The sequence below is a fragment of the Halanaerobium saccharolyticum genome, from assembly GCF_003053565.1.
Taxonomy (GTDB): Bacteria; Bacillota; Halanaerobiia; order Halanaerobiales; family Halanaerobiaceae; genus Halanaerobium; species Halanaerobium saccharolyticum_B.
In genome coordinates, this window is sequence record NZ_QAXS01000001.1 from 212,102 (window position 1) to 238,660 (window position 26,559).

The 26,559-nt window shown below is 39.2% G+C and carries 18 protein-coding genes; 17 read left to right on the forward strand and 1 reads right to left on the reverse strand.

Going from position 1 to position 26,559, the window contains the following annotated elements:
* Window positions 1–115: 115 nt before the first annotated feature.
* A complete protein-coding gene (locus C8C76_RS00975; RefSeq protein ID WP_108137770.1) occupies window positions 116–1,279 on the reverse strand; it encodes an MFS transporter in 1,164 nt (387 codons plus the stop codon).
* Between the two features lie 384 nt (window positions 1,280–1,663).
* Here C8C76_RS00975 and C8C76_RS00980 point away from each other — a divergent pair, with 384 nt between their 5' ends.
* The 17 genes from C8C76_RS00980 (at window position 1,664) to C8C76_RS01060 (ending at window position 26,554) form a co-directional block, all read left to right on the forward strand.
* Window positions 1,664–3,001, forward strand: coding sequence for an ABC transporter substrate-binding protein (locus tag C8C76_RS00980; RefSeq protein WP_108137772.1), 1,338 nt, complete (start codon window positions 1,664–1,666; stop codon window positions 2,999–3,001).
* A 129-nt stretch (window positions 3,002–3,130) separates the two neighbouring features.
* On the forward strand, window positions 3,131–4,018 hold the full coding sequence (locus tag C8C76_RS00985; protein ID WP_108137774.1) for a carbohydrate ABC transporter permease: 888 nt from the start codon (window positions 3,131–3,133) through the stop codon (window positions 4,016–4,018).
* Between the two features lie 63 nt (window positions 4,019–4,081).
* Window positions 4,082–4,918: a carbohydrate ABC transporter permease gene (locus C8C76_RS00990; protein ID WP_108137776.1), complete on the forward strand. Its 837-nt coding sequence runs from the start codon at window positions 4,082–4,084 to the stop codon at window positions 4,916–4,918.
* A 134-nt stretch (window positions 4,919–5,052) separates the two neighbouring features.
* A complete protein-coding gene (locus C8C76_RS00995; RefSeq protein WP_108137778.1) occupies window positions 5,053–5,790 on the forward strand; it encodes a glycerophosphodiester phosphodiesterase in 738 nt (245 codons plus the stop codon).
* Between the two features lie 198 nt (window positions 5,791–5,988).
* Window positions 5,989–6,771 carry a PRC-barrel domain-containing protein gene (locus C8C76_RS01000; RefSeq protein WP_108137780.1) on the forward strand — a complete coding sequence of 261 codons (783 nt, stop codon included), beginning with the start codon at window positions 5,989–5,991 and terminating at the stop codon, window positions 6,769–6,771.
* A gap of 292 nt (window positions 6,772–7,063) precedes the next feature.
* Window positions 7,064–9,091 carry an excinuclease ABC subunit UvrB gene (uvrB, locus tag C8C76_RS01005; protein WP_108137782.1) on the forward strand — a complete coding sequence of 676 codons (2,028 nt, stop codon included), beginning with the start codon at window positions 7,064–7,066 and terminating at the stop codon, window positions 9,089–9,091.
* 84 nt (window positions 9,092–9,175) lie between these two features.
* The gene (gene uvrA, locus C8C76_RS01010) at window positions 9,176–11,986 is read left to right on the forward strand and encodes an excinuclease ABC subunit UvrA (protein WP_108137784.1); all 2,811 of its coding nucleotides are present in this window, start codon (window positions 9,176–9,178) and stop codon (window positions 11,984–11,986) included.
* A 135-nt stretch (window positions 11,987–12,121) separates the two neighbouring features.
* Window positions 12,122–12,700 (forward strand): transposase, encoded by a 579-nt coding sequence (locus tag C8C76_RS01015; RefSeq protein WP_108137786.1) that lies wholly within the window; start codon window positions 12,122–12,124, stop codon window positions 12,698–12,700.
* A 103-nt stretch (window positions 12,701–12,803) separates the two neighbouring features.
* Window positions 12,804–16,223, forward strand: coding sequence for a PAS domain S-box protein (locus C8C76_RS01020; protein ID WP_441318417.1), 3,420 nt, complete (start codon window positions 12,804–12,806; stop codon window positions 16,221–16,223).
* 100 nt (window positions 16,224–16,323) lie between these two features.
* Window positions 16,324–17,997, forward strand: coding sequence for an AAA family ATPase (locus tag C8C76_RS01025; RefSeq protein WP_108137788.1), 1,674 nt, complete (start codon window positions 16,324–16,326; stop codon window positions 17,995–17,997).
* Between the two features lie 73 nt (window positions 17,998–18,070).
* Entirely contained in the window at window positions 18,071–19,921 is a 1,851-nt protein-coding gene (uvrC, locus tag C8C76_RS01030) for an excinuclease ABC subunit UvrC (protein ID WP_108137790.1), read from the forward strand.
* A 126-nt stretch (window positions 19,922–20,047) separates the two neighbouring features.
* A complete protein-coding gene (locus C8C76_RS01035; RefSeq protein WP_108137792.1) occupies window positions 20,048–20,674 on the forward strand; it encodes a GntR family transcriptional regulator in 627 nt (208 codons plus the stop codon).
* 300 nt (window positions 20,675–20,974) lie between these two features.
* On the forward strand, window positions 20,975–22,120 hold the full coding sequence (gene dgoD, locus C8C76_RS01040) for a galactonate dehydratase (protein WP_108137794.1): 1,146 nt from the start codon (window positions 20,975–20,977) through the stop codon (window positions 22,118–22,120).
* A 50-nt stretch (window positions 22,121–22,170) separates the two neighbouring features.
* The gene (locus C8C76_RS01045; protein WP_108137796.1) at window positions 22,171–23,460 is read left to right on the forward strand and encodes a lactate racemase domain-containing protein; all 1,290 of its coding nucleotides are present in this window, start codon (window positions 22,171–22,173) and stop codon (window positions 23,458–23,460) included.
* Window positions 23,461–23,646: 186 nt separating this feature from the next.
* On the forward strand, window positions 23,647–24,654 hold the full coding sequence (locus C8C76_RS01050) for a TRAP transporter substrate-binding protein (RefSeq protein ID WP_258222396.1): 1,008 nt from the start codon (window positions 23,647–23,649) through the stop codon (window positions 24,652–24,654).
* Between the two features lie 86 nt (window positions 24,655–24,740).
* On the forward strand, window positions 24,741–25,265 hold the full coding sequence (locus C8C76_RS01055) for a TRAP transporter small permease (protein ID WP_108137798.1): 525 nt from the start codon (window positions 24,741–24,743) through the stop codon (window positions 25,263–25,265).
* A complete protein-coding gene (locus tag C8C76_RS01060) occupies window positions 25,265–26,554 on the forward strand; it encodes a TRAP transporter large permease (RefSeq protein ID WP_108137799.1) in 1,290 nt (429 codons plus the stop codon). The genes C8C76_RS01055 and C8C76_RS01060 overlap by 1 nt, the downstream gene beginning before the upstream one ends.
* Window positions 26,555–26,559 lie beyond the last annotated feature (5 nt).

Genomic DNA, 26,559 nt, shown 5'->3' on the forward strand with positions numbered 1-26,559 from the left:
CGAATTAATAATATTATGAATTTTTTAAATATAAGCAAAATAAAAGCAGCTAATTTTATATTTCGCTGTTAGTTAAAAAAACCCTGCTTAATTTTTAGAAAACAGGGTTTAAAATCTAATTTTTTTGACCGTATTCGATTTTGTGCAGCAGATAAAAATAGCTGAAACCTGCAATTAAGGAGATTGCACTGCCCAGAGCATACATTGCTGCCCCGCCAGTTCCATCATAAATCATACCTCCCAGCAGACTGCTGGCAACTGTGCTGATACTGATGATTGAGGCATAGAGATTCTGACCGGTAGAGCGAAATTTTTCTCCCACCAATTTCGAAATATAGCTGACTGCAGTAACATGGAAGAGAGCATAGGTTAAGCCGTGAAAGAGCTGAGTTAATAAAAGCAGTACCGGTGATGTCCAGATAGATATTAAAAACCAGCGGATTCCAAAAGCTACAGCAGAGAGCAGCAGGACTTTTTTCAATTTGAATTTTTTTAAGAAAATATCAGCCTTCTGAAAGATAACCAGTTCACTACCGGCAGCAATAAACATTCCGATGCCAAGTAAACTTTCTCCTCCCCCAATTGATTTAAAGTAAATTGGAAAATAAACAAAATTGGCAGTTAGAGGAGCCTGAATTAAAAAGGTAAAAACTAAAAAGTAGAGCAGATCTTTATTTTTAAAGAGCAGCTTAAAACTGCCCAGACTGGCAACCTTAATTGTCCGTTTACTTTTAGGTAATTTGTAGGCAAAAAATAGCGACAAAAAGAGCCCGCTGGCGGCAAGGATAAAAGTAGCTTCCGACTGAGTCTGTTCAATTATCCAGCCAAAAGGAATAATTCCTGCCATATAGCCAATCGAACCCCAGACTCTAAATTGACCGTACTGTTCCGCTTTTTCATCCAGATGGTTAAGCAGCAGTGAATCGGAAAGTGGAACCACTGAACTGCTGAAAATCATAAAAAAGCTGTAGAGAATAAAGATTATAAAAAAACTTTTGGTTAATAAAAAACTGAGTGAAAAGGTCAGTGTGCCCAGAATAGTAAAGATAAGAATTTTTTTATTGGCTTCAAAATAATCAGACATCATGCCCCAGACAGGTAGAGCGGTAATCGCCAATGCTTTAGCCACAGCTGTCATTAAACCAATCTGAGAGGCGCTGATTCCGATTGATTCAAAATGAATATTGATATAGGTTGTCGCAGCAACGTAAATAAAATAAATAAAGTAGTATGATTTAAATAAAATTTTAATCCCCTCGTTTTCATTTTCTCTTTTTATTTGAAATTGGTCAGTTTAATTCAATTTTGCATCTATATTAGTATAAGCATTTTAAGATATTAATGCAAGACTTTTATCGAATTAATTTAAGAGTTAAATTAATAAAGCCGAGTAAATTATTGAAAAGAGCAGTGACTTAGATTAAGTTAGAGAAGTGGTCAGCAAAGAGCTGTAAAAAAATATTTAGAAAATTAAATATAATCATTATTATGAATTGACAAATAATTAAAAAATCTATATAATTATATTTGCAACGGAATCAATATTTGTAATTTTTTGTGTCGGATGGGATTTTACAAATAAACAATTATAAAATAGATAATAAAGGGGGGATAAGGTAAAAAAATTTTGCCAAAACAACTATTAGGAGGAGTGAATTATTAAATGAGAAAATTTAGTGTGTTAATGGTGGTTGTTCTTGCATTTATCCTGACTTTTTCTGCAGCAGCTCAGGAGCCTGTAACTATTGAGTTCTGGCACGCGATGGGTGGCTATAATGGTGAGATCGTAAACACTATTGTTGACAGATTTAATGAAAGTCATGACGATATTCAGGTTGAGGCTCAGAATACAGGTAGTTATAATGATACTTTAACCAAAACTCAGGCAGCAGTCCAGAGTGGATCGGCACCTCATATAGTTCAGATTTATGAGATTGGGACTCAGGTTATGCTTGATAGTGGTATTATTATCCCTGTAGAAGAATTGGGAAGAGAAGTTGCTCAGGATGATAGTTTTGATTGGGGTAAATTTTTAATTCCTGTTTCTAATTACTATAATGTCAATGGTCAGCTGAATTCTATGCCATTTAACTCTTCAACACCTATTTTATACTATAATAAGGATGCTTTTGAAGAAGCAGGTCTGGATCCAAACCAGCCACCTCAGACTTTTGAGGAATTAAAAGAATATGCTCGCAAACTTACAATCCGTAATGAAGACGGAGATGTTGAGCGTTATGGATTTACCTTAGGTATAGTCGGCTGGTTTGTTGAGCAGATGACAGCCAATCAGGATGCCTTACTTGTTAACAATAATAATGGACGCGGTGAAGGAAGAGCTACCGAGTCTTATCTGGATCAGGAGCCAGTTGTGAGATTTATTGAATTATGGCAGGAAATGGTTGATGAAGGTATTATGTTAAATCCTGGCCGCGGCTGGGATGGAGCCAAGCAGGCCTTCCTGTCAGGTAGAGCTGCCATGATGATTGAATCAACTGCACAGGTTACTAACTTTACTAATAACGCTGAAAATGATGGTTATGAGTTGGGAACAGCTTTCCTCCCTCGTCCTGAAGGCGTAGACCGTGGTGGAGTTATTATCGGTGGAGCAAGCCTCTGGGCAGTCAGAGACCATCCTGAAGAAGAGCTGAAAGCAGCCTGGGAATTCTTAAGCTTCCTTTCCGAAATGGAGCAGCAGGTATACTGGTTTGAAAATACCGGTTATTTCCCAGTAACTAAAGCAGCTGTAGAGCATGAAATGAATGGACAGTTCTTTGCCCAAAATCCAAATCATCTAACTGCTTTCCTTCAGTTATTACTAAGTAAGAGAGCTCCTTCAACTCAGGGTGCACTAATTGGTACCTTCCCTGAAGTTAGACAGATTGTAGAAGAAGCAGTAGAAAAGACTCTGCAGGGAGATATGACTCCTCAGGAAGCAATGGACGAAGCAGCTTCCAGAGTTGACAGATCATTAGAACAGTACAATTCACTTTTTGAATAAGGCGCTTTTAGCAATTTAACAGCGCAAAAGTGACTACTTCCCCCTTCCTCATTTACTGGGGAGGGGGATTTTTCCATTGTCAATCATAAATATTCAACCTATTATATATTCCAGGGGAGGTAGAAAGAATTGAAAGAACAGGATTATGACTCACATTTTTCAGTACCATATTTGCTAATTTTACCCTCAATGATTATTTTAACACTCTTTTTATACTGGCCGACAATTCAATCTGTAATTTTGAGTTTATACCGCACAGCTCCATTTGGCTCAAGGAGAATCTACTCGGGCTTTGATAATTATATAAATTTATTTACAGATCCAGTCTACAGAGCAAGTTTAGTCAGATCAGCTGTTTTTGTTTTGATCACAATTTTTGGTGGGCTGGCAGTTTCCCTAGTTTTATCTGTCTTAGTAAATCAGAAGCTGAAGGGGATTAAAATTTATCGGACTATATTTTTTATACCTTATGCTATTTCTCCGACAGTCGCCGGTTCTCTCTGGGTTTTTCTTTTAAATCCGGTTGCAGGCCATATCAATTATTTTTTAGATTTACTGTTTAATGTTCAGGTACCCTGGCTGACCAACGGTTTTTTTGCTTTTATAGCGATTATCATTGCAACCATCTGGAAAAATATGGGCTTTAATATCATCTTTTTTCTGGCCGGTCTGCAGTCGATTCCGGACAGTGTTTATGAGTCAGCAAGGATTGATGGTGCCAATGCATTTCAAATTTTTAGAAAGATTACAGTTCCTTTGCTTTCTCCAACCACCTTTTATTTAATTATAATGAACATAATTTTTACCATTTTCCAGTCTTTTGGAATAGTAGATATTATGACTCAGGGTGGCCCGGCAGATGCTACCAATATCGTGATTTATAAGCTGTATCGGGATATGTTTGTTAACTTCCGCCCGGGACTGGCAGCCGCTCAATCAGTTATTTTACTTATTTTAGTTTTAATTGTGACCTTTTTCCACTTTAAATATGGAAGTAGAGGAGTTCATTATCAGTAAAATATTTTTTGAGTCATTGACAGACTCTAAATTGGAGAAATAATATAAAGGAGTGGCTTTAAGATGCGCAAATCAAGGAAAGATTTAATAAATAAAATTTTTACGCACCTACTTTTAATGGCAATTAGTTTTGTGGTTTTGATGCCGATTTTACTGGCGATCAGTGTTAGTTTTCAGCCCAGAAATCAGATATTTTCCTATCCACCTTCGCTGATTCCCAATAGATTTTACTTTGGCAACTATATCAATGCCTGGAATCTGGTCAACATGGACAGGCTGCTTTTAAACAGCCTGCTGGCTTCCGGGATTGTGATGATTGGGAAGCTGGCCCTGGGTGTTTTAAGTGGTTATGCTTTTTCGCATTTTGAATTCAAATACAAAAAAACACTATTTTTTGCAATCTTATTTACCCTGATGCTGCCGATGCAGGTGCGGGTGGTGCCTTTATTTGAATTTGTCAGCAATCTCGGCCTGGCCAATACTTATTCAGGACTGGTTTTACCGTTTTTGGCCAGTGCTACAACAACCTTTTTGATGAGGCAGCATTTTCTTACAATTCCTAAATCCTTAATGGAATCTGCTCAGCTTGACGGCTGTGGACCCTTTAGATTTTTGTTTCAGATTTTAATACCGCTTTCTGGCCCAACTCTGGCCGGACTGGCAACTGTTAACTTTTTAGTGATGTGGAATGCCTACCTCTGGCCGCTGATTATTTTAAACTCTGATGAAATGAAAGTTGCTCAGCAGGGAGTTAAAATGTTATTTACCAGTGCCTCCGAGCGGGACTGGGGTTTGATTATGGCCGGGACAATAATGGTTGTAATTCCAACTCTGGTTGTTTTCCTGCTGGCCCAGAAATTCTTTGTTAAGGGGATTGCAACTCAGGGGCTTAAAGAATAGAGCCAAGGCCAAAAAAGAGCAACTAAAAAGCTTAATTTAATCAGCAGCTCTTTAAATCTAAAATTTGCAGCCCTTTCCAAAAAGTTATATTATAGTAATAGAATTTACTAAGCTAGATAGAGGAAGTGATAGTGATGAAGACAAAAATTATTGGTCACCGGGGAGGAGCAGCCGGATATCCAGAAAATACTCTGGCCTCTTTTAAGAAGGCTGTTGAACTTGGTGCTGACGGAGTGGAATTTGATGTACAGCTGACAGCAGATGGAGAAGTTGTAGTTATTCACGATGAACTGATCGATAGAACAATGAACGGCAGCGGTCTGGTCAAAGATCACAAACTTTCGGAGCTGAGGCAGCTGAATGCAGGTGAGTATTTAAGCTCAGAATTTAAAGAAGAGAAAATTCCAACTCTGGCTGAGGTGCTGGAAGTTGTTAAAGATTTAGAGGTAATTAATATCGAGCTGAAAAATTATCTGCCCTATCCTGAGCTGGAAGAGAAGGTTTTAAAGCTGGTTGACCGGTTTGAGCTGAGAGAAAAAGTAATAATTTCTTCTTTTAATCACTACAGCCTGCAGAAAATAAAAAAGCTGCAGCCGGAAATTAAAACTGGCTGTCTTTTAATGTCCAAAATGATCAATGCTGCTGACTATGCTTTCAAAAGAGGCTTTGACGCCTTACACCTTCATTTTTTAACTGCTGACCCTGGGGTAGTAGATAAAGCTCATTTTATGGGGATGCAGCTAAATGTTTATACTGTCAACTTTCCGGATGCAGTCAGCGAGCTGCTGGCAAAAGAAGTTGATATGATTATGACCGACGAGCTTGAGATGGCTCTTGAAATTAGAGATAATTTTTCCAAAGATCAAATATAATTAAAATTAAGAGGCTATTTTTATTAATTCCAGTTATTAATATTTCAAAGTATTATAATCTAATTATTTTAATCTAAACTTAATTTCTATAGTTTGAATCAGCCGCAGTTTTTTATTATAATTAAAGTAGAAAGAAGATAAACTTTAATAGATTAAGGTTCCGTTTAGAGGCGAAAATCTAAGAGAGGTGAGCAAGTTATGTTAAGAAAGCTCAAAAATCTCAAAGGATTTACAGTTCACGGACGCAGTGAAGATCTGGGAAAAGCTAAAGACTTTTACTTTGATCAACATTATTTTGTAATGAGATATCTTGTTATTGAAACAGGCAGCTGGCTTCAGCACGAGAAAACTTTAATTTCTACTGAGTCATTTGAGGAAATCAATTATCAAAATCAGGAAATCATAGTTGACCTGACAGCCGAAGATTTAGAGGCAGGACCAAGCATCGAAAAGAATAAGCCGGTTTCTAAAGTGATGGAAGAAAAAGTTGTTAAACACTATGACTGGCCAATTTACTGGGCTAGCCCTCATCCTGCTGATGGTCCTGCAATTCAGGCCGGAAGTATAATCAGAGAGAAGTTGTTCGATTTTGAGAAATTAACTGATGAGGAAAAACAGGCGGAAGAAGATGAAGTAGAATCTAATCTGCGGAGTTTTAACGAGATTCGCGGCTATCACATTCAGGCTGAAGATAAAGAATTTGGCCACTTAGAAGACCTTTTTGTTGATGAAGAAAACTGGGCGATTCGTTATCTGCTGATTGATACCAGAAATATTCTGCCGGGTAAAGATGTGCTGATAGCTCCGGAGTGGCTGCAGAATATCAGCTGGAATAAAGAAAAACTATATGTCAGCAAAACTAAAGAAGAAATCAAAAATGCCCCGGAATATAAGGAAGAAAAATCAGATCGGCTTGTCCACCGGGACTACGAAGAAAAACTATATGATCACTACAATGAAATTAAATACTGGCAGCGATAAAAAGAGCCCTTAAATGGGCTTTTTTTTATTGCAATATTTTTGGACCTGGTTAAAAATATTTTATTCACAAAGTTTCCGAAAATAAGACTTTAAATCAGTAATGATTATTGCTATAATAGAAGAACAGGACTAAACATACATTCACTTATTTTAATATTTGTCATTAATTTTACTGAAAATTTAAATTTAAAGGTGTATAATAATAAATTGAAGCTATTGATTGAAAGAAATTTTTTCACTGATAAAGTAGACGGTTCTGCAGAATGTAGATTATAGTATTGGGGGGATTTTTGTGAAAGAAGGACAGTTTAAATTAAAGGCCCCTTTTGAGCCCAAAGGTGATCAGCCTGAGGCAATAGAAAAACTGGCTGAAGGAATAAGAAAGGGCTACCGCCACCAGACTCTGCTTGGTGCAACGGGTACCGGGAAAACATTTACCATGGCTAAACTGGTGGAAGAGGTAAATAAGCCAACTCTGGTTATTGCCCATAATAAAACCCTGGCAGCTCAGCTGACCAGTGAGTTTAAGGAGTTTTTTCCTGACAATGCAGTTGAATATTTTGTAAGTTATTATGATTATTATCAGCCTGAAGCCTATGTGCCCCAGACTGATACCTATATAGAAAAAGATGCTTCTGTTAATGACGAAATTGAAAAGCTCAGACTTTCAGCTACAACTTCACTTTTTGAGCGGCGTGATGTGCTGATTGTGGCCAGTGTTTCCTGTATCTATGGTCTTGGTTCTCCGGATGATTATTTAAACCTCTCGCTTGATTTAAAAGTAGGAAAGATTATGGACCGCAAGGAGATCACCAGAAGCCTGACCTTTATGCAGTACAGCCGCAATGATATGGATACTTCCCGCGGTCACTTTCGGGTTAAAGGAGATGTTATTGATATTTTCCCGGCTTACCGTGATATAGCAATCCGGGTTGAGCTTTTTGGGGATGAGATTGACCGCATAACCAGGATTAATACAGTGACCGGTGAGGTTGAAGCTGAGATAAATGAAATGACAATTTATCCGGCCAGCCACTTTGTTACGCCAGAAGATAAGGTTAAAAGAGCAATCAAGACAATTTCAGCTGAGCTTGAGGAGCGTTTAAAGGAGCTGCGGGCAGAAAACCGGCTGGTTGAGGCCCAGCGCCTGGAACAGCGGACCCGCTATGACTTAGAAATGCTGGAGCAGATGGGTTTTTGTTCCGGAATTGAGAACTATGCCCGGCACCTGGCAGGACGCGAACAGGGCTCCAGACCAATGGCTCTTTTGGATTACTTTCCTGATGATTTTATGGTGATTATTGATGAATCACACATGACAGTGCCTCAGATTGGAGGAATGTTTGCCGGTGACCGCTCCCGGAAGGAAAAACTGGTGGAATATGGATTCCGCCTACCTTCAGCCCTGGACAACAGACCGCTGAATTTTGAAGAGTTTGAAGAAGTTGTACCTCAGGCGGTTTATGTTTCAGCTACTCCGGGACCCTATGAGGAAAAAAACAGTCAGCAGATAGTCGAGCAGATTATTCGTCCGACGGGGCTGGTTGATCCGGAAATTGATGTTCGGCCAACAAAAAGCCAGATTGATGACCTGCTGGAAGAGATCCGTCAGGTTGTTGGAGATGGCGAGAGAGTTCTGGTCACAACTCTGACTAAAAAGATGTCCGAGGACCTGACTGAATATCTGGCAGAAGCTGGAATTAGAGTCCGCTATCTGCATTCTGATATTGACACGATTGAGCGCTCAGAGATTATCCGCGATCTCCGCCTGGGAGAGTTTGACGTCCTGGTAGGAATTAACCTTCTGCGGGAGGGACTTGACCTGCCTGAAGTTTCCCGGGTGGCGATTTTAGATGCCGATAAAGAAGGATTTCTGCGTTCAGAACGTGCCCTGGTTCAGACTATCGGTCGGGCCGCCCGTAATGTTGGTGGTAAGGTAATTATGTATGCTGACAAGATAACTGATTCGATGCGGAATGCGATCAATGAAACTGAAAGAAGGCGTGAAATCCAGATTCAGCATAATAAGGATAATGATATTACTCCGGAGACAATTATCAAACCTGTTCGCGAAGTAGTGCGGCCGGTGGATATGGTAGTTTCTGAGGATAAGAGCCGCTATTATGATAAGAGTCAGAATAATGGGGATCCGGATGACAACAGCCAGAATTATGATCAGATGAGCCGCAAAGAAATTCAACATTTAATTATAGATTTAGAGGATGAAATGGAAGAGGCAGCAGATAACCTGGAATTTGAAATAGCTGCCCAGATCAGAGACGAAATTGAAGAGTTGGAAGCAAAATTGGAAAAGAAATAGGTTTTGTGAAAAGTATAATTATAACCAGGTCCAAAACATGCGTTTTGAACCTGGTACGAATATATAAAAGAGGTGTAATTATAAATGGGATTAGATCGTTTGATAGTTAAGGGTGCAGAAGAGCACAACCTTAAAAAAGTAGATTTGGATATACCGCGGGATAAGCTGGTGGTTATTACCGGCCTCAGTGGTTCAGGCAAGTCTTCACTGGCTTTTGACACTATTTATGCAGAAGGTCAGCGGCGCTATGTGGAATCGCTTTCTGCCTATGCCCGGCAGTTTTTAGGTCAGATGGAAAAACCAAAGGTGGAATATATAGAAGGACTTTCCCCGGCGATTTCTATCGACCAGAAAACAACCAGCCGCAACCCCCGCTCAACCGTAGGTACAGTAACAGAAATCCATGATTATCTGCGTCTGCTCTATGCCAGAGTTGGGATCCCTCACTGTCCAATCTGCGGCAAGGAAATCAAATCACAGACAGTTGATGAGATAGTTGATCAGGTGCTGGAGCTGCCGGAGAGGACCAAGATTCAGGTGCTGGCGCCAATTGTTCGCGGCCGCAAAGGTGAACATGAGCGTACTTTTCTCCAGGCTCAGCGGGATGGATTTGTTAGAGCCAGAGTCGACGGTGAAACAATCCTGCTTGAAGATGCAGAAAAACTGGATAAAAACTTTAAACATGATATTGAGATTATAGTTGACCGACTGGTAATTAAGGATGGAATCAGGGAGCGCCTGGCTGATTCAGTCGAAACAGCCCTTGATTATGCTGATGGCCTGGTAATGATCGACGAAATTGAGGGGGAACTTACAACCTACAGTGAAAAATTTGCCTGTCCCGAGCATAATATCAGCCTGGAAGAGATGTCTCCCCGCATGTTTTCATTTAACTCTCCCTATGGAGCCTGTGACAACTGTGATGGCCTGGGAGTTAAAAAAGAATTTGACCCGGACTTAATTTTAGACCGGGATAAATCAATTGCTGATGGGGGAATTATCCCCTGGGCCAGCTCATCCAGCCGCTATTATCCAGCCCTGCTGGAGGCAATGGCTGAGGAGTACGATTTCAGCCTGGAAACAAAGATTAAGGATTTAGATGATCAGATGATTGATAAACTGGTTTATGGTGATGACAAAAAGATAACCTTTCCTTATACAAACCGCTACGGCAGAACCAGGGACCACACAACCCGCTTTAAGGGAATTACCGGTTATCTCAAGGAAAGAATGAATAAGTCAGACAGTGCTTCAACCCACAGAAAGATGGAAAGATATATGAACGAAATTCCCTGTCATGTCTGTGAAGGTCAGCGTCTAAAACCAGAGGTGCTGGCAGTGACTGTTGGCGGAATTTCGATCGCCAAATTCAGCTCATTTACCATCAAGGAGGCCCACGATTTTCTGCAGGGGGTTGAACTGGATGACAGAAGAGCAAAAATTGGTAAGGAAATTTTAAAGGAGATTAGAGAAAGGCTCCGCTTTCTGCTCGATGTTGGTCTCGATTATTTGAGCCTGGACCGCTCTGCCGGAACTCTTTCTGGAGGAGAAGCTCAGCGAATCAGACTGGCAACCCAGATTGGCTCCGGTCTGATGGGAGTTTTATATATTCTTGATGAGCCGAGTATCGGCCTCCATCAGCGCGATAATAATCGCCTGATCAGTACTTTAGAGCACATCAGAGATCTGGGGAATACCGTGATAGTTGTTGAGCATGATGAGGATACAATTCGCTCGGCAGACTATATTATCGATATGGGCCCTGGAGCCGGCAAACATGGTGGTGAGATTGTTGCCGAAGGCAGTCTGGAAGATGTAATTGCTGAGGAGCGCTCACTTACCGGTCAGTATCTTTCCGGGAAAAAGAAAATTCATGTACCTGAAGATAGATACAAGGCAGGAGAAAGCTGGCTCAGCATCAAAGGAGCCAGACAGCACAATCTAAAAAGTATAGATGTGGACTTTCCTCTGGGCACCTTTACCTGTGTGACCGGAGTTTCCGGTTCAGGAAAGAGCACACTGATTAATAACACCCTCAAAAGAAAAATGATGCGAGAACTTCATGATTCAACTCTGCATCCAGGTGAGCACGATGAGGTTATTGGAATGGATCAGATTGATAAAGTAATAAATATTGATCAGTCTCCAATCGGTAGAACGCCCCGCTCCAATGCGGTAACCTACACTAAGGTCTTTAATTATATCCGTGATGTTTTTGCCAGCACTTCGGAAGCAAAACAGCGCGGCTACGAAATCGGCCGCTTCAGTTTTAATGTTAAAGGTGGCCGCTGTGAAGCCTGTAAGGGTCAGGGAATCGAAGAGATCGAAATGCACTTTCTGCCTGATGTTTATGTGCCCTGTGATGTCTGTAATGGTAAGCGCTACAACCGTGAAACTTTAGAGATTAAATATAAGGGGAAGACAATAGCAGATGTGCTTGATATGACAGTCGAAGAGGCAGTTGAGTTTTTTGAAAATATTGAGCCAATTCGCCGCCGTCTGCAGACCCTCTATGATGTTGGACTTGGCTATATTCGCCTCGGTCAGCCGGCAACTACTTTTTCTGGTGGTGAAGCTCAGCGGATTAAAATTGCCAAAGAGCTGGGTAAGAGAAGTACGGGTGAAACTCTCTATTTGCTGGATGAGCCAACAACAGGCCTCCACTTTGCGGATATTAAAAAGCTGCTTGAGGTACTGCACCGCCTGCGCGAAGATGGCAACACAGTAATTGTAATCGAGCATAATCTGGATGTAATTAAATCAGCCGATTATTTAATCGATCTTGGTCCTGAAGGAGGAGAAAAGGGTGGTGAAGTAGTTGCCACCGGTACTCCAGAAGAAGTGGCTCAAAACAAAAATTCATATACCGGCAAGTTCTTAAAAGAAGTGCTGTAGGTATTCATTGGTACCAGGTCCAAAACGTCCGTTTTGAACCTGGTACAGGATAAATATTTCACAAACACTATTCCATTTAATGGGTTAATGTGATATAATATTATACAATAAATCCATTAAATGGAAGGTGATAAAATGTCAAGAGAAAAACGACCATGGTACCCGGGAGCAGTCTATCATATTGTCAGCAGAGGTAATCGCCAGGGACATCTGTTTAGAGATCAATTGGATTTTGATTTTTATTTGGATATTTTGAGAAAAGCTAAAGCTAAATATGAATTTGAGTTGCTTTCATATTGTCTAATGACTAATCACATTCACCTTCAGCTTAAAACTGGAGAGGTTAAGATTGGAAAATTAATGCATTACATCAATCTTCTTTATGCAAGGTATTTCAATTATAAGCATGATCTGATTGGTCATGTTTTTCAGGGGAGATATTTTTCAAAATTAATAAAAGATGACTTTTATAATTTAGGAGTCAATCGATATATTCACTTGAATCCAGTAGAAGCTTCAATCGTTAGTAAGGCCGAAGATTATAGGAGAAGCAGCTATCAGATTTATTTAGGATTGAAAGAGAGTGATTTAATTAATGATAGTTTGATTCTTGCTTCTTTTTCAAATGATAGAGCGCTTTACAAAAAATTTATTGAATCAAAGGAAATTAATAAAAAATTAGATCAGGAAATTAAAAATGAATGCGAATTGTGAAATAAATAATTATAACCAGGTACAAATGTGCACTTTTGTACCTGGTTCAAATAAATGATATAATCAATTTATTACCCGGTACCAAACCGGTACCGAAAGGGAGGTGCAGCGCTTGAAGAAGAAAAGGATTAGAGAATTGATGCAGAGCAAAACTGCTGCTGTGATAGTGGCAGTCTTATTAACTATAATCGCCTTCAATGTGAAAATGGAATTGATTGAGCCCCTGCTTATTTTATTTGTAATCTACAGCAGCCTTAATTTTGCTAAAAAGGGAGCGATTTTTTCAGCAGTATTTGTAGTTTCTGTGCTTGCTGTTCAGGACCTCTATAATCTGCAGATTAACCTTTCCGAATATTTTGTGGAAGTGCTGGTGATTATTATTGCTGCAGCATATATTGTAAAAAGCACCTCCAGAAACAGAGAGCTAAATTTTAACCTGAAGGAGCGGGTTAAGGAACTTGCCGGCCTGTACAGGATTTCAGAGGCCGCAGAAAAATATAATTTAGACCGAGACCAACTGCTCAACAAAATTGTAGAAGAAATACCGGCTTCCTATCAGTATCCAGAAGACTGTGCGGCCAGAATCAGCTATCGAGGAAAAATATATCAGACTGACAATTTTAGAGAAAGTGACTGGATGCAGCAGCAGGAGATAGTGATTAATGATCAGCCGGTTGGTAAGATCGAAGTTGCCTATCTATCTGAACATCCAGAAGAGTACAGTGGCACGGTATTTTTAAAGGAAGAATTTGAACTTTTAAACTCAATCAACAGTAAAATTAATAGTGTTTTAAGAAATTTAGAACAGGAAAAAGAGATCAACGAACAGCGCCAGTTTTTATCAATTACACTGAATTCTATCGGTGATGGCCTGCTGGTAACTGACAGAGAAGGCAGAGTTAGAAGGTTAAATGCAGTTGCTGAAAATTTAACCGGCTGGACGACCGCTGAAGCAGAAGGCAGAGAAATAACTGAAATTTTTAATATTTTTAATTCCCAAACCGGAAAAGAAGTAAAGAATCCAGTAGAAAAGGTTTTAAAAAACGGCAAAATTGTCGGCCTGGCCAATCACACAAAATTGATCGCCAGAGATGGAAAAGAATACCACATAGCAGATAGTGCAGCCCCTATCAAAAGGGGAGACGGCACAATTGATGGCACCGTAATGGTTTTTAGAGATGTCAGCAAAAGTTATCAGATGCGCGAAAAAATTAAGCAGCGGGAAAAAATGTTTTCCAGCGCTTTAAATGAAGCCCCGATTTCAATTATGGTTCACGCGGAAGATGGTGAAGTGGTAATTGTCAATAATACCTGGATTGAAATCACAGGTTATCAAAGGGAAGAAATAAATACAATTTCAAAATGGGTCGATAAAGCATATCCCAATAAGCAGGAGAAAATTAAAAAGGAAATTAATAAATCCTTTGTAGTTGATAAAAGTACTGGCGGTGAATTTGAAGTCTGGACCAGCGAGGGAGAAAAGCGAATCTGGGATTTCAAAACTGCTCCTCTAAGCCAGGATGAAAAAGGCCGCAAGCTGGTAATCAGCACCGCTGTCGATATCACCCGCCGTAAAAAAGCAGAAAAAGAGCTGCAGAAGTTAAATGAAATTTACCGCACATTAAGTATGGTAAATCAGCTGATTGTCCGGGAAAGATCTCTAAATGATCTGTTAGAAGAAGCAGCTCAGATCACTTCTGATTATGGTAGATATAAAAATATCTGGATTGGAAAAATTGGGCCGGCTCGGGATGAATTACAGATTTTAACTTCTACAGAGAACAACTGTCCCTTTATTGAGGTTGATGAGGATTACAGTCTAAAACTGGAAGATTTAGCTTTTAATTTTAAAGATAAATTGTTAATAAGTGAGCAGAACAAATTGATTCAGAATAGCTGTCAGGAAATCTCTGGTCTTGACCTGTCAATTTCCGAACACTGCGGCTCCAGAGCTTTTTTCCTGCTGGAAGTTAGGGAAGAGCCCTGGGGAGTATTTTCTTTCTGCTCAGCCGAGGCAGATCACTTTGATGAAACAGAGGTTAAACTGCTCGATGAGCTGACCGGCGATATTTCACTGGGGATAGAAAAGATTATCAATGAAAAAATGAGGCTGGAGTCAGAAAAGCGCCTCAAAGAAAGTGAAGAAAACTACCGCAGATTATTTGAAAATTCTCCGGTAGGAATTTTTAAAACTACTTCTACCGGCCAGGTTAAAATGATCAATCCCCATATGGCTCAGCTTTTAGGTTTTGATTCAATTTCAGAAACCATAACTTATTATAATGATCTTAAAAACACTCTTTATGTTAATTCTGAACGCCGGGACCAGTTTTTAAATCAGCTAAAATCCGAGGGGATAGTCAGCAATTTTGTCTACCAGGCTTATGACAGATATCAAAATATTTTGTGGCTGGAGATGAATGCTCGGGTCAGTGAAAAAAATGATGACGGCAGTTTTGAGATCGATGGTTTCTGCCGCGACATAACAGAGCGCCGTCAGAGCGAAGAGAAGATTCGCTATCTCGGTTTTCACGACAAACTTACCGGTTTATATAACCGTGCTTTTTTAGAAGAAGAAATAAAAAGAGTGGACACCGCCCGCCAGCTGCCGATCAGCATAATCATGGGGGATTTAAATAATTTAAAACTGATTAACGATACTTACGGCCACCAGAGTGGAGATCAGCTGATCAAAGAAGCAGCAGAAATTTTTAAAGAATCCTGTCGGGATGAGGATATCATTGCCCGCTGGGGTGGAGATGAGTTTGTGGTCCTTTTACCACAGACAGCTGCAGTTGAGAGTGAAAAAATAATTAAACGAATCAACAGTTCCCTGGAGAAGGAAGAGGGAGAACTGCAGGTTTCAATTTCACTGGGGACAGCGGTTAAAAATGATCCCGAAGATGAGCTGATGGTTGTTTTAAGCCGGGCAGAAGACAGAATGTATAAAAATAAAATTGCCAGCCGCAAAAGTGCCCGCAGCAGTGTGCTTTCAGCCTTTCTGACATCGCTAAAGGAGAAAAGCTCGGAAACTGAAGAGCATGTGCACCGGATGAGCAGCCTGGCCGAAAATTTTGCTAAAGTGCTCGGCCTCTCTAATTTAGAACAGGACCGACTCTACCTCTTAACTCAGATGCATGATATTGGTAAGATAGCAGTTCCAGAAGAAGTTTTAAATAAAACTGATAAATTAAATGCTGAAGAGTGGGAAATAATCAAAAAACATACCGAAACAGGTTTTAGAATAACTTCGAATATTGAAGATTTTGCTCATATCTCCTCAGAGATATTACACCACCATGAGCGCTGGGACGGTACAGGTTATCCCGAAGGGCTCAGCGGCAGAGATATCCCGCTGCTCTCCAGGGTGCTGACAATAGTTGATTCCTATGATGTAATGAACAGTGGTCGTCCTTATAAAGGAGCGATGACTGAAGCAGAGGCCTTAACTGAACTTCAAAGCTGTGCCGGCAGTCAGTTTGACCCGGAACTGGTGGAAAAATTTATTGAAAGTTTAGGTTGAACCCGGTCCAAAACGAACATTTCGGACCGGGTTCAGAAGAAATAATTCACAAATCAGATGTAAATTATTTTAGCTGTTTCAAATGAGGAGGACAAACTGCATGCAAAAAAAATTGGCTATTGGAATTAATGATTTTAAAAAATTACGAGAAGAAAACTATTATTATGTTGATAAAAGTCTATTGATTAAAGAAATAATCGATGAAGATGCAGAGGTTCTTCTTTTACCAAGGCCCCGGCGATTTGGGAAAAGTTTAAATCTTTCTATGCTGCGCTATTTCTTTGAAAATAGTGAAAATGATAACTCAAATTTATTTAGTGGTTTAAAAATAGCTGAAAATGAATTTAACTGTCTGGAGAAAATGGGTAAGTTCCCAGTAATCAATTTAGATTTTAAAGGTTCTAGAGCTAATAATTGGGAGCTTGCTCTGCAGAGACTTAAACGTTCCATTGCTGTAGAATTTCAGCGCCATAGCTACCTTTTAAAAAGCGATAAACTTTTAGAGTATGAAAAGGAAGAATATCAGGATATAATGGCTTTAAAGGCTGATCAAACTGCTTATGAGTTTGCTTTAGAGAATCTTTCGCGTTATCTAAAAGAATTCCATCAGCAAAATGTTATTATATTAATAGATGAATATGATGAAGCAGTTCAGGCTTCCTATTTAAATGAATACTATGATCAAATGCTTGATTTTATGCGCAGTTTTTTAATCCGGGGGCTAAAAGGTAATCCTAATCTTGAAAAAGGTATTTTGACCGGTATTTTAAGAGTTGCAAAAGAAAGTATATTTTCTGGTTTAAATAATTTACTGGTCAGTGGTCTGTTAGAAAGTAAGTATGATCAATTTTTTGGACTTCTGGAGAAGGAAGTAGAAGAGATTTTTAGTTATTATGATTTAGAATATAGACTTCAGGAAGTAAAAAGATGGTATAATGGTTATTATTTTGGTGACCAACTTGTTTATAATCCCTGGTCTATTATAAACTGTATTGCCAGTCAGGGCGAATTAAAACCTTACTGGGTAAATACCAGTGGTAATGAATTGATTAAAGATCTAATAATTAACGCAGAGGCTGAGGTTAAGGGTCAATTTGAAGACCTGTTAAAAAATAAATCTTTTAAAACCCGAATAGATGAAAATATTGTTTTTGCAGATGTTAGAACTAAAAGTAGTTCTCTCTGGAGCTTTCTTTTATACAGTGGCTATTTAAAAGCAAACACCAGGCAGCGGGAACAGGGCAGACTTTATTGTGAACTCGAGATTCCCAATCAGGAGATAAAGTATATTTATGAGGAGATAATTTATGATTGGTTGGAAGAAAGTATAAGTAGTAATAAATTGAGTGAAATGCTAACCGCTTTAATAACCGGAAATATTGAAGAATTCAGTTTAATTTTCAAAGATTTTGTTTTAAGCAGTATGAGCAGCTTTGATCCAGCAGGAAATGAAGCAGAAAAAGTTTATCATGCCTTTGTTTTAGGATTATTATTAAATTTAAATGATAATTATGAGATTAATTCAAATAGAGAAAGTGGTTATGGACGTTATGATATTATGGTTATTCCGAATAAAAAAGATAAACTGGGAATAATAATTGAATTTAAAAAAGTGGCTGATAATGAAAACTTAGATAAAGCTGTTAAAGCTGCTTTAAAACAAATCGAAGAAAGAAAATATCAGCAGGAATTAGAAAAAAGAGGTATAAAAAATGTAATTCATTTAGGAATTGCTTTTTCTGGAAAAAATGTTAAAATAAAAGCTGCTGAATAATTTGAACCCGGTTCAAAATGGACTTTTCGGACCGGGTACAGAAGAAATAATTCACAAATTAAGGTGATAAAAAATGACAGATAATGAAAACAGAAAGGAACATATTGAAGCCCAGCTCAAGGAGCTTCCCCGTCAGCCTGGAGTTTATTTAATGAAAGATGAAACGGGTATGATCATTTATGTGGGTAAAGCAAAGTCGCTCCGCAGCCGGGTCCGTTCTTACTTTCGCAAAAATGACCAGACCTATAAGACCAGGATGCTGGTCAAATATATAGATGATTTTGATTATATTCTTACCGATACAGAAGTGGAGGCCTTTATTTTAGAGGCCAATCTGATTAAAAAACATCAGCCCAAATTCAACATCCGCCTCAAGGATGATAAAACTTATCCCTATATTAAAGTCACCAAGAATGTCGACTTTCCGCGGGTTTTTAAAACCAGGATTGTCAAAAATGATGGCGCCAAATATTTTGGACCCTTTGCTGATGTAGATGCAATTTATAAAACTCTGGATGTAATCAAGGATATTTTTAAGCTCAGAAGCTGCAAAAAAGAGCTAAAAGCTGATGATCCTGAAGACCGCCCCTGTCTGAATTATCACATTGATAAGTGCCTCGGGCCCTGTATTGGTGCAGTCAGCAAGGAAGATTATCATGAGCTGATTGACCAGGTCTGCCTCTTTTTATCCGGCAGACAGGAAGAACTCAAACAGCAGGTAGAAGAAAAGATGAAGGAAGCGGCAGCTGAAAGAAATTTTGAAAAGGCAGCCCGCTTTCGGGATGCGCTGGAGGCCTTTGCCAAGTTGAGTGAAAGCCAGAAAGTAATGACCGATAAAAATATCGATCAGGATGTGGTGGCTTTAGTTCAGGGAGAGAAAGACAATGCCTGTGCCCAGCTGCTTTTAGTCCGCAACGGCCGCCTGATCGGCCAGGAATATTTTATTCTGCAGGGAACAGAGGAAGAAACTGCGGCAGAAACCATGGCCTCATTTTTACAGCAGTACTATGAGCAGGCTGCCGGGATCCCGGATGAGCTCTTATTGAACACCGAAATTAACTATCAGGAATTACTTGCTGAGCGTCTGGCAGATGTCAAGGGGAAAAAGGTGAGTATTCAGTATCCACAGAAGGGTGACAAAAAGAAGATGCTGGAGATGGCCGAGCGCAATGCCGAGCAGAATCTGAAAAAGGAAGATATCCGCAGTAAATATGAAAAACAGCGCACTTCTGGAGCTGTCGAGAAACTAGGAGAAATTCTGGGAATGGAAAATGAGCCCTATCATATTGAAGGATTTGATATTTCAAATATTCAGGGAACAGATTCTGTAGCATCAATGGTGGTCTTTAAAAACGGCAGACCCTCCAAACAGGATTACCGCCGCTTTAAGATTAAAACAGTTGAGGGACCTGATGATTTTTCCAGTATGAAGGAAGTTGTTGAGCGCCGCTATGCCAGACTGCTGCGCGAAGATAGAGAACTGCCGGATTTAATTTTGATTGATGGTGGTAAAGGTCAGCTCAATGCCGCCTATGAAATTTTAGAGCTCTTAGGAATTGAGGATCTGCCGATAATTGGACTGGCAAAAAGGGAAGAAGAAATTTTTAAGCCCGGTGAAAGTGACCCGATTACCCTGCCCCACCACACTCCAACCCTGCAGCTTTTGCAGCGGGTGAGAGATGAGGCCCACCGCTTTGCCGTCAGTTATCACCGTAAATTAAGGTCCCGCCGCCTGACCCATTCTATGCTCGATGAAATTCCAGGTGTGGGAGAAACCCGCAGAAATGCACTGCTGCAGCACTTTGGCTCACTGGCTAAAATTAGGGAGGCTAAGATCTGGCAGTTGAAAGAGGTTGATGGGATCAGTGGTAAGACAGCGCGGAAGATCTATGATTATCTACGGGAAAACATGAGAGCTTATTAACTAATTTATAGAAAAAATACTTAAATTAAAAAAATAATTTCATTTTCTTGCAGGAGAATTAACTTCAGTGTTGAATATGTAATATAGAGTATCTGATATATCACAGAAATTTTAGGAAGTGTTATAATGGCAATTAATAAAAAAAGCCTGACCGATCAGGTTTATTCAATGTTAAAAGAAAAAATACTAAATAGAGATGTAGACCTTGGTGAGCAGCTAAACACCAGGGAGATTGCAGAAGAACACGGGATTTCTCTGATGCCGGTAAGGGATGCTCTGCGTCGACTGGCAAATGAAGATCTGGTGGAAAACAGGCCCCGGGTTGGATTTTTTGTCAAAAATTTTTCCGAAGCAGAGGTCAATGATATTCTGGAAGTAAGAAAGATGCACGAGATTTACTGTCTTGATAATTATTTTGCAGAAATAGATCGGGAAGTAATCTCTGACCTCAAAGATAAATTTGAAAATGGTCACAAAAAATATTTTACCAGTTATGACAGCAAACTGCACAAAGAGATAGTCCTTGCTTCCCATAACAATTATTTGATTGACAGTTATCTAAAGATGATTAACCACTACACAATGCTTTTTAGCTACTTAAATTATAAGAGATCTGAAACTTCACGCCAGGAGCACATAGATATAATCGACAGTATTTTAAAGGGAGATAAAGCTAAGGCTGAAGAGATATTGTACCGCCATCTGGACAGGGTTAAAATTGCAAAAGATGCATCAATTAAAAATAGAGCTTAAAAATAGAAATTAATAAAAAAGCTGCAAAATTCATTTGCAATCTGCGGTTAAATATTGTAATATTAAAAATAGAAAGAAAATTATCAACTACTAAAAATAATTATGAATAAGAAAAAAACGAGTCTTAATTGGAAATGATTAAGGAAATTTTTTGTCCATCTCTGATATATCACATATCAAATAGTAGATATGCAATATCAGTAAAAATTACTAATAAGTTTAAAAATAGAATCTAAAATTACTAGCACAAAGTTTTAAGCAGCTAGAATTTATCTTAAATTCAGGCAGGAGCTGATTACCGTGAAAATAACTAAACTGGAATTATTTAAACTTCCACCCCGCTGGCTTTTTCTTAAAATCTCAACTGACCAGGGAATTTCAGGCTGGGGAGAGCCAGTTGTAGAAGGAAAGGCTGATACAGTTAGGGCGGCAGTCAAAGAAATGGAAGATTATCTTATCGGCAGAAACCCTTTAGAAATTGAAGATATCTGGCAGACATTATACCGAGGTGCATTTTACAGAGGTGGCCCGGTTTTAATGAGTGCTATTGCCGGTATTGACCAGGCACTCTGGGATATCAAGGGTAAGTTTCTGGAGCAGCCGGTCTATGAACTTCTGGGAGGTAAGGTCAGAGATAAGGTAAGAGTTTACTCCTGGATCGGTGGAGATCGACCGGATAATGTTGCTCAGGCGGCACAGGAAAAAAAGGATGCCGGTTTTACAGCAGTTAAAATGAATGGAACTGAGGAATTACATTACATAGATAGTTATAAAAAAGTGGATCAGGCAGTTGCCCGGGTGGCAGCGATTAGAGATCAGCTAGGCCCCGATTTTGGGATAGCAGTTGATTTTCACGGCCGGGTTCATAAGGGAATGGCGCGCATTCTTTTTAAGGAGCTGGAGCCATTTCGGCTGATGTTTATCGAAGAGCCGGTGCTTTCGGAAAATATTGAAGCCCTGGCCACAATGGATACTTTTGGCATTCCAATTGCCCTGGGTGAGAGGTTATTCAGCCGCTGGGATTACAAAAAAGTTTTTGAATTAAATAAAGTTGATATCATTCAGCCCGACTTGTCACATGCTGGAGGAATTTCCGAGGTTAGAAAAATTGCTGCTATGGCAGAAGCCTATGATACTGCAGTTGCACCTCATTCTCCGCTGGGACCAATTAACCTGGCTGCAAGTTTACAGATTGATGCTGTTTGTCCAAATGTATTTATTCAGGAGCAGAGTCTGGGAATCCACTACAATCAGGGTAATGACCTGCTCGATTATCTTAAAAATAAAGAAGTTTTTAAATATAAAGCTGGCTATGCCGAAATCCCATACCAACCAGGACTTGGAATCGAAATTAACGAAGATCTGGTTCGAGAAAGAGCCAGAGACTCACATAACTGGAAGAATCCAGTCTGGCGGAATCAGGACGGCACAGTCGCTGAATGGTAAAAGCTAAATGAGCTTATTATTTCTCTAAATCATAATTAGGAGAGAAAAAGATGAATAACATCAAATCAGAAATTGTCAGCTCGGGTAAATACCTGGAGCGGGAGCAAATTGAAGACTATTTAAATAAACTGGCTGCAGAGATAAAAGCTGCCGGAGTAGAAAGGCTGCTTTTGATTCCACCTGATTACAGCCGCAAGTCTTCAGCCCTGGGACCTCTAACCGAGACCCTTTATTTCAAACTGGCTGATCAGACAGCAGAGATAAAAGTTTTACCTGCCTCTGGAACTCACGACCCAATGGATCGCGAATCTTTAAAGGCAATGTTTGGCGAGATTCCAGCCGCTGCCTTTCTGGCCCACAACTGGAGAACTGAAACAGTTAAAGTTGGTGAAATTCCAGCAGCCAAGATGAAAGAATTTTCCGAGGGAGAATTAACTGAGGCAATCCCTTTAGAAATAAATAAACACTTATTTGACGACAAATTTGATCTGATAATTTCCATCGGCCAGGTTATTCCGCATGAAGTAGTGGGGATGGCAAACTACACTAAAAATATAGTGGTCGGCTGTGGCGGTAATCAGATTATCAATAAATCACACTTTTTGGGAGCACTGGCAGGAATGGAAAAAATAATGGGTAAGGATCATTCACCTGTTAGAAAGTTATATGATTACTGCCAGCGTCAATTTCTGGACCAGCTGCCGCTCCTTTACCTGATGACTGTTAATTCTCCGATCAGTGACCAGAAAACTGGCTTAACTGAAATTAAGGGAATATTTACAGGCAGCAGCAGAGACAGTTTCGAAAAAGCAGTAGCTTTAAGCCAGCAGGAAAACATAATCAAAGTTGAAAAACCGCTGCAAAAAGTAGTGGTTTACTTAAAAGAAGATAAATTTAAAAGCACCTGGATTGGTGGCAAAGCAATTTATCGAACCAGAATGGCAGTTGCCGATGGAGGAGAGCTGATCATTATTGCTCCCGGGATTCACAAATTTGGTGAGGACCAGGAGATTGACAGGCTGCTCCGCAAGTATGGCTACCGCGGTACAGAAATAACCCTGGATTATCTGCATAAAAATGAAGACTTACAGGAAAACCTTTCTGCGGCCGCCCATTTGATCCACGGTTCTTCGGAAGGAAGATTTACGATTTCCCTGGCTTCGCCCAAACTAAGCCGGGAAGAAATAGAAAATATCAATTTTAATTATTTAGATTACCAGCAAACTATTGCTAAGTATAAAATAGATGAGTTAGAAAATGGTTTTAATCAGGTTAATGGAGAAGAGATCTTTTATATCAATAATCCTGCAACAGGGTTGTGGATATATCAAGATAAATAAGTAAAACAGGAGCAAGTTTATAATCTTATAAGCCCTTATAAAAATAAAATGATGGAGGTGGTGCTAAAATAAGGGAGTTAAATTTTGAATAATGAGGATCACAGTTTAAAACAATTAGCATTTTGGAATCAATTAGAATTTAAAATCATTAAAAAATAACAACAAACTATTTAGGGGGAAATTATCTTGAGAAAAAAATTAATGTTTAGTTTATCACTTGCTCTTTTATTAGTCTTAACCTTTACTGCGGGTTCATTTGCCCAGGAGTACACAATTAATGCTGGTATCGGTCTTAATGACAAGTCAGCTCAGTATAAGTCACTGGAATATTTTAAAAAGTTAGTTGAAGAAAGAAGTGATGGTGCAATAGAAGTTAATCTTTATCACTCCAGTCAGCTTGGTGACGATAGAGAAATGATGGAAGCACTGCAGATGGGTACTCAGCAGATGACCTGTCCATCTACTGCTCCAATTGCTCCTTTTGTAAACGGTTTTAAAGTATTTGACCTGCCTTTCTTATTCCCAACTCACGAAGCGGCAGATTATGTTCTTGACGGACCAGTTGGTCAGGATCTGTTAAAGCAGTTAGAAGATGAAGGTATTGTCGGCTTAGCTTACTGGGAAAATGGATACCGTCAGTTAACAAATAGTGTAACAGCTGTTGAAAGTCCAGAAGATGTTGAAGGTCTAAAAATTAGAACTATGGAAAATCCTATGCACTTAGCTGCCTGGGAAGAAATGGGAGCTAACCCTACACCTATGGCATTTGGTGAGTTATTCTCCGCTATGCAGCAGGGTGTTGTAGACGGTCAGGAAAACCCATGGGGTACAATTTACCTGCAGAACTTCTATGAAGTTCAGGACTATACAACAAACACAGGTCACGTATATTCTCCATTTGTTTTAATGATTTCCAAGCAGTTCTATGACAAGCTTCCTACAGATTTACAGCAGACAGTTAAAGTTGCAGCTGTAGAAGCAAAGCACCACAACAGAAGAACTAATAGAGCTATGAATGCTGAATACTTAGAAGAGTTAAAAGATGTTATGGAAGTAACTATTCTAACTCCTGAGCAGAAAGCAGAATTCCAGGAAGCAGTTCAGCCTGTATATAATCAGTTTAAAGAAGAAATTGGTGCAGATTTAGTAGAATCTGTACAGCAGCAGGTTGAAGAATTTCAGGCTCAGCAGTAATTAAGAGGACTGAAATTTAACAGAATATATAAATAAGAGGGGATTTTTCCCCTCTTATTTAATATAACCTTTGGGGGGAAGAAGATATGAAGGATAGTAAATTTTTTAAGATATTTTTTGGTACCTATAAATTTATTCTTATTGCTTTAACTATTGCAATGTTTATAATAGTAGGCTCCAATGTTTTCAGCCGTTTTGTTTTAAATAATTCTCTGGGCTGGGCAGATGAACTGGCTCGATTTATTTTTATCTGGATTTCATTTTTGGGTGCTGTACTGGCCTATGGTACCGATGATCATGTAGGTTTAAATTTTGTGATTGCCAAAATTCCATCGGCAAAAGCACAGAATTTGGTAAGTATTATTTCCGATATTTTTATTATGTCAGTTTTAGCTATTATAACATATTATGGTTATATTGTTGCTACTTCAGCAACCAATGTTTCACCGGCCTTATATATTCCAATGACTCTTGTTTATTCTATAGTTCCAGTCAGTGGACTTTTGATGATGGTCATTAACTTATTTAAAATAAAAAAACATATAAATTTATTTAGAGAAGGTAAAAAAGAAAAATTCGGAATGGTTGACGAAAGCGGGGGTGCCCAATAATGCTCTGGTTATTTTTAGGAACTTTATTTTTATTTGTGCTGACTGGAATTCCAGTTGTTTTTGCCCTGGGATTATCAAATATCGCGATCATGAATGCGATGGATTTACAGTTTATGGTTTTACCGGCTAAGATGATTTCTGGAATGAACAGTTTTCCACTTTTAGCTATACCATTTTTTATGTTTGTGGGAGAGATAATGAATCACGGTGGTATTGCTAAGAGGCTGGTAAACTTTGCTGATGCAATTGTTGGTCATATCACAGGTGGTCTGGGTCATGTAAATATCCTGGCCAGTATGTTTTTTGGTGGAATCTCGGGTTCTGCAATTGCTGATACAGCAGCCATTGGTGGGCTTTTAATTCCTCCGATGATCGAGCAGGATTACCCGGCAGATTATTCAGCAGCAATCACAGCTTCTTCTGCTGTAATTGGAATTATTATTCCACCGAGTATTCCTTTTATTCTCTATGGAATAATAACAAATACCTCCATTGCTCAGTTATTTATGGCCGGAATTATTCCTGGAATAATTGTTGGTCTGTCTTTAATGGCCACAACTTACTTTACAACCAAAAAACACGATTATGGTCATATTGTAGATTCAGAACAGGTTGCAGAGTTTACTTTAAAAAGACTCTGGGATACTTTTAAGGAAGCGGCTCTTGCTTTAACTATTCCCTTTTTAGTAGTGGGTGGAATTTTAGGTGGAGTATTTACAGCAACTGAAGCTGGTGCTGTAGCAGCTTTTGTGGCACTTATACTGGCTTTAGTTGTTTACAAAGAGGTTACAGTTAAAGATCTGCCTGATATTTTACTGGCGACTGCTAAAACAACAGCAATTGTTCTTTTCTTATGTGGAATGGCCATGGTTACTGCCTGGCTTTTAACTGTTGCTCGAGTTCCTTTTAATCTGGCAACAATGCTGACAAACCTGACTGACTCAACACTTGGAATTTTATTAATCACAAATGTTTTACTATTTTTAGTTGGTTTTGTAATGGACTTAACTCCTGCAATGTTAATTTTAGCCCCAATTTTACTGCCGGTAATGGAACAGGTTGGTATTGATCCGGTCTATTTTGGAGTTATTATGTCAATCAACTTAGGAATTGGACTGATTACCCCACCAGTAGGAACAGTTTTATATGTTGCCACCGGAGTTGCTAATATCACGCTGGAGGACCTGGTTAAATCAATCCTGCCCTTCTTATTTACGCTGCTGGCAGTACTTGGATTACTAATTGCTTTTCCCCAGCTGGTAATGTTTATTCCTAATTTAATGCGCTAAAAATT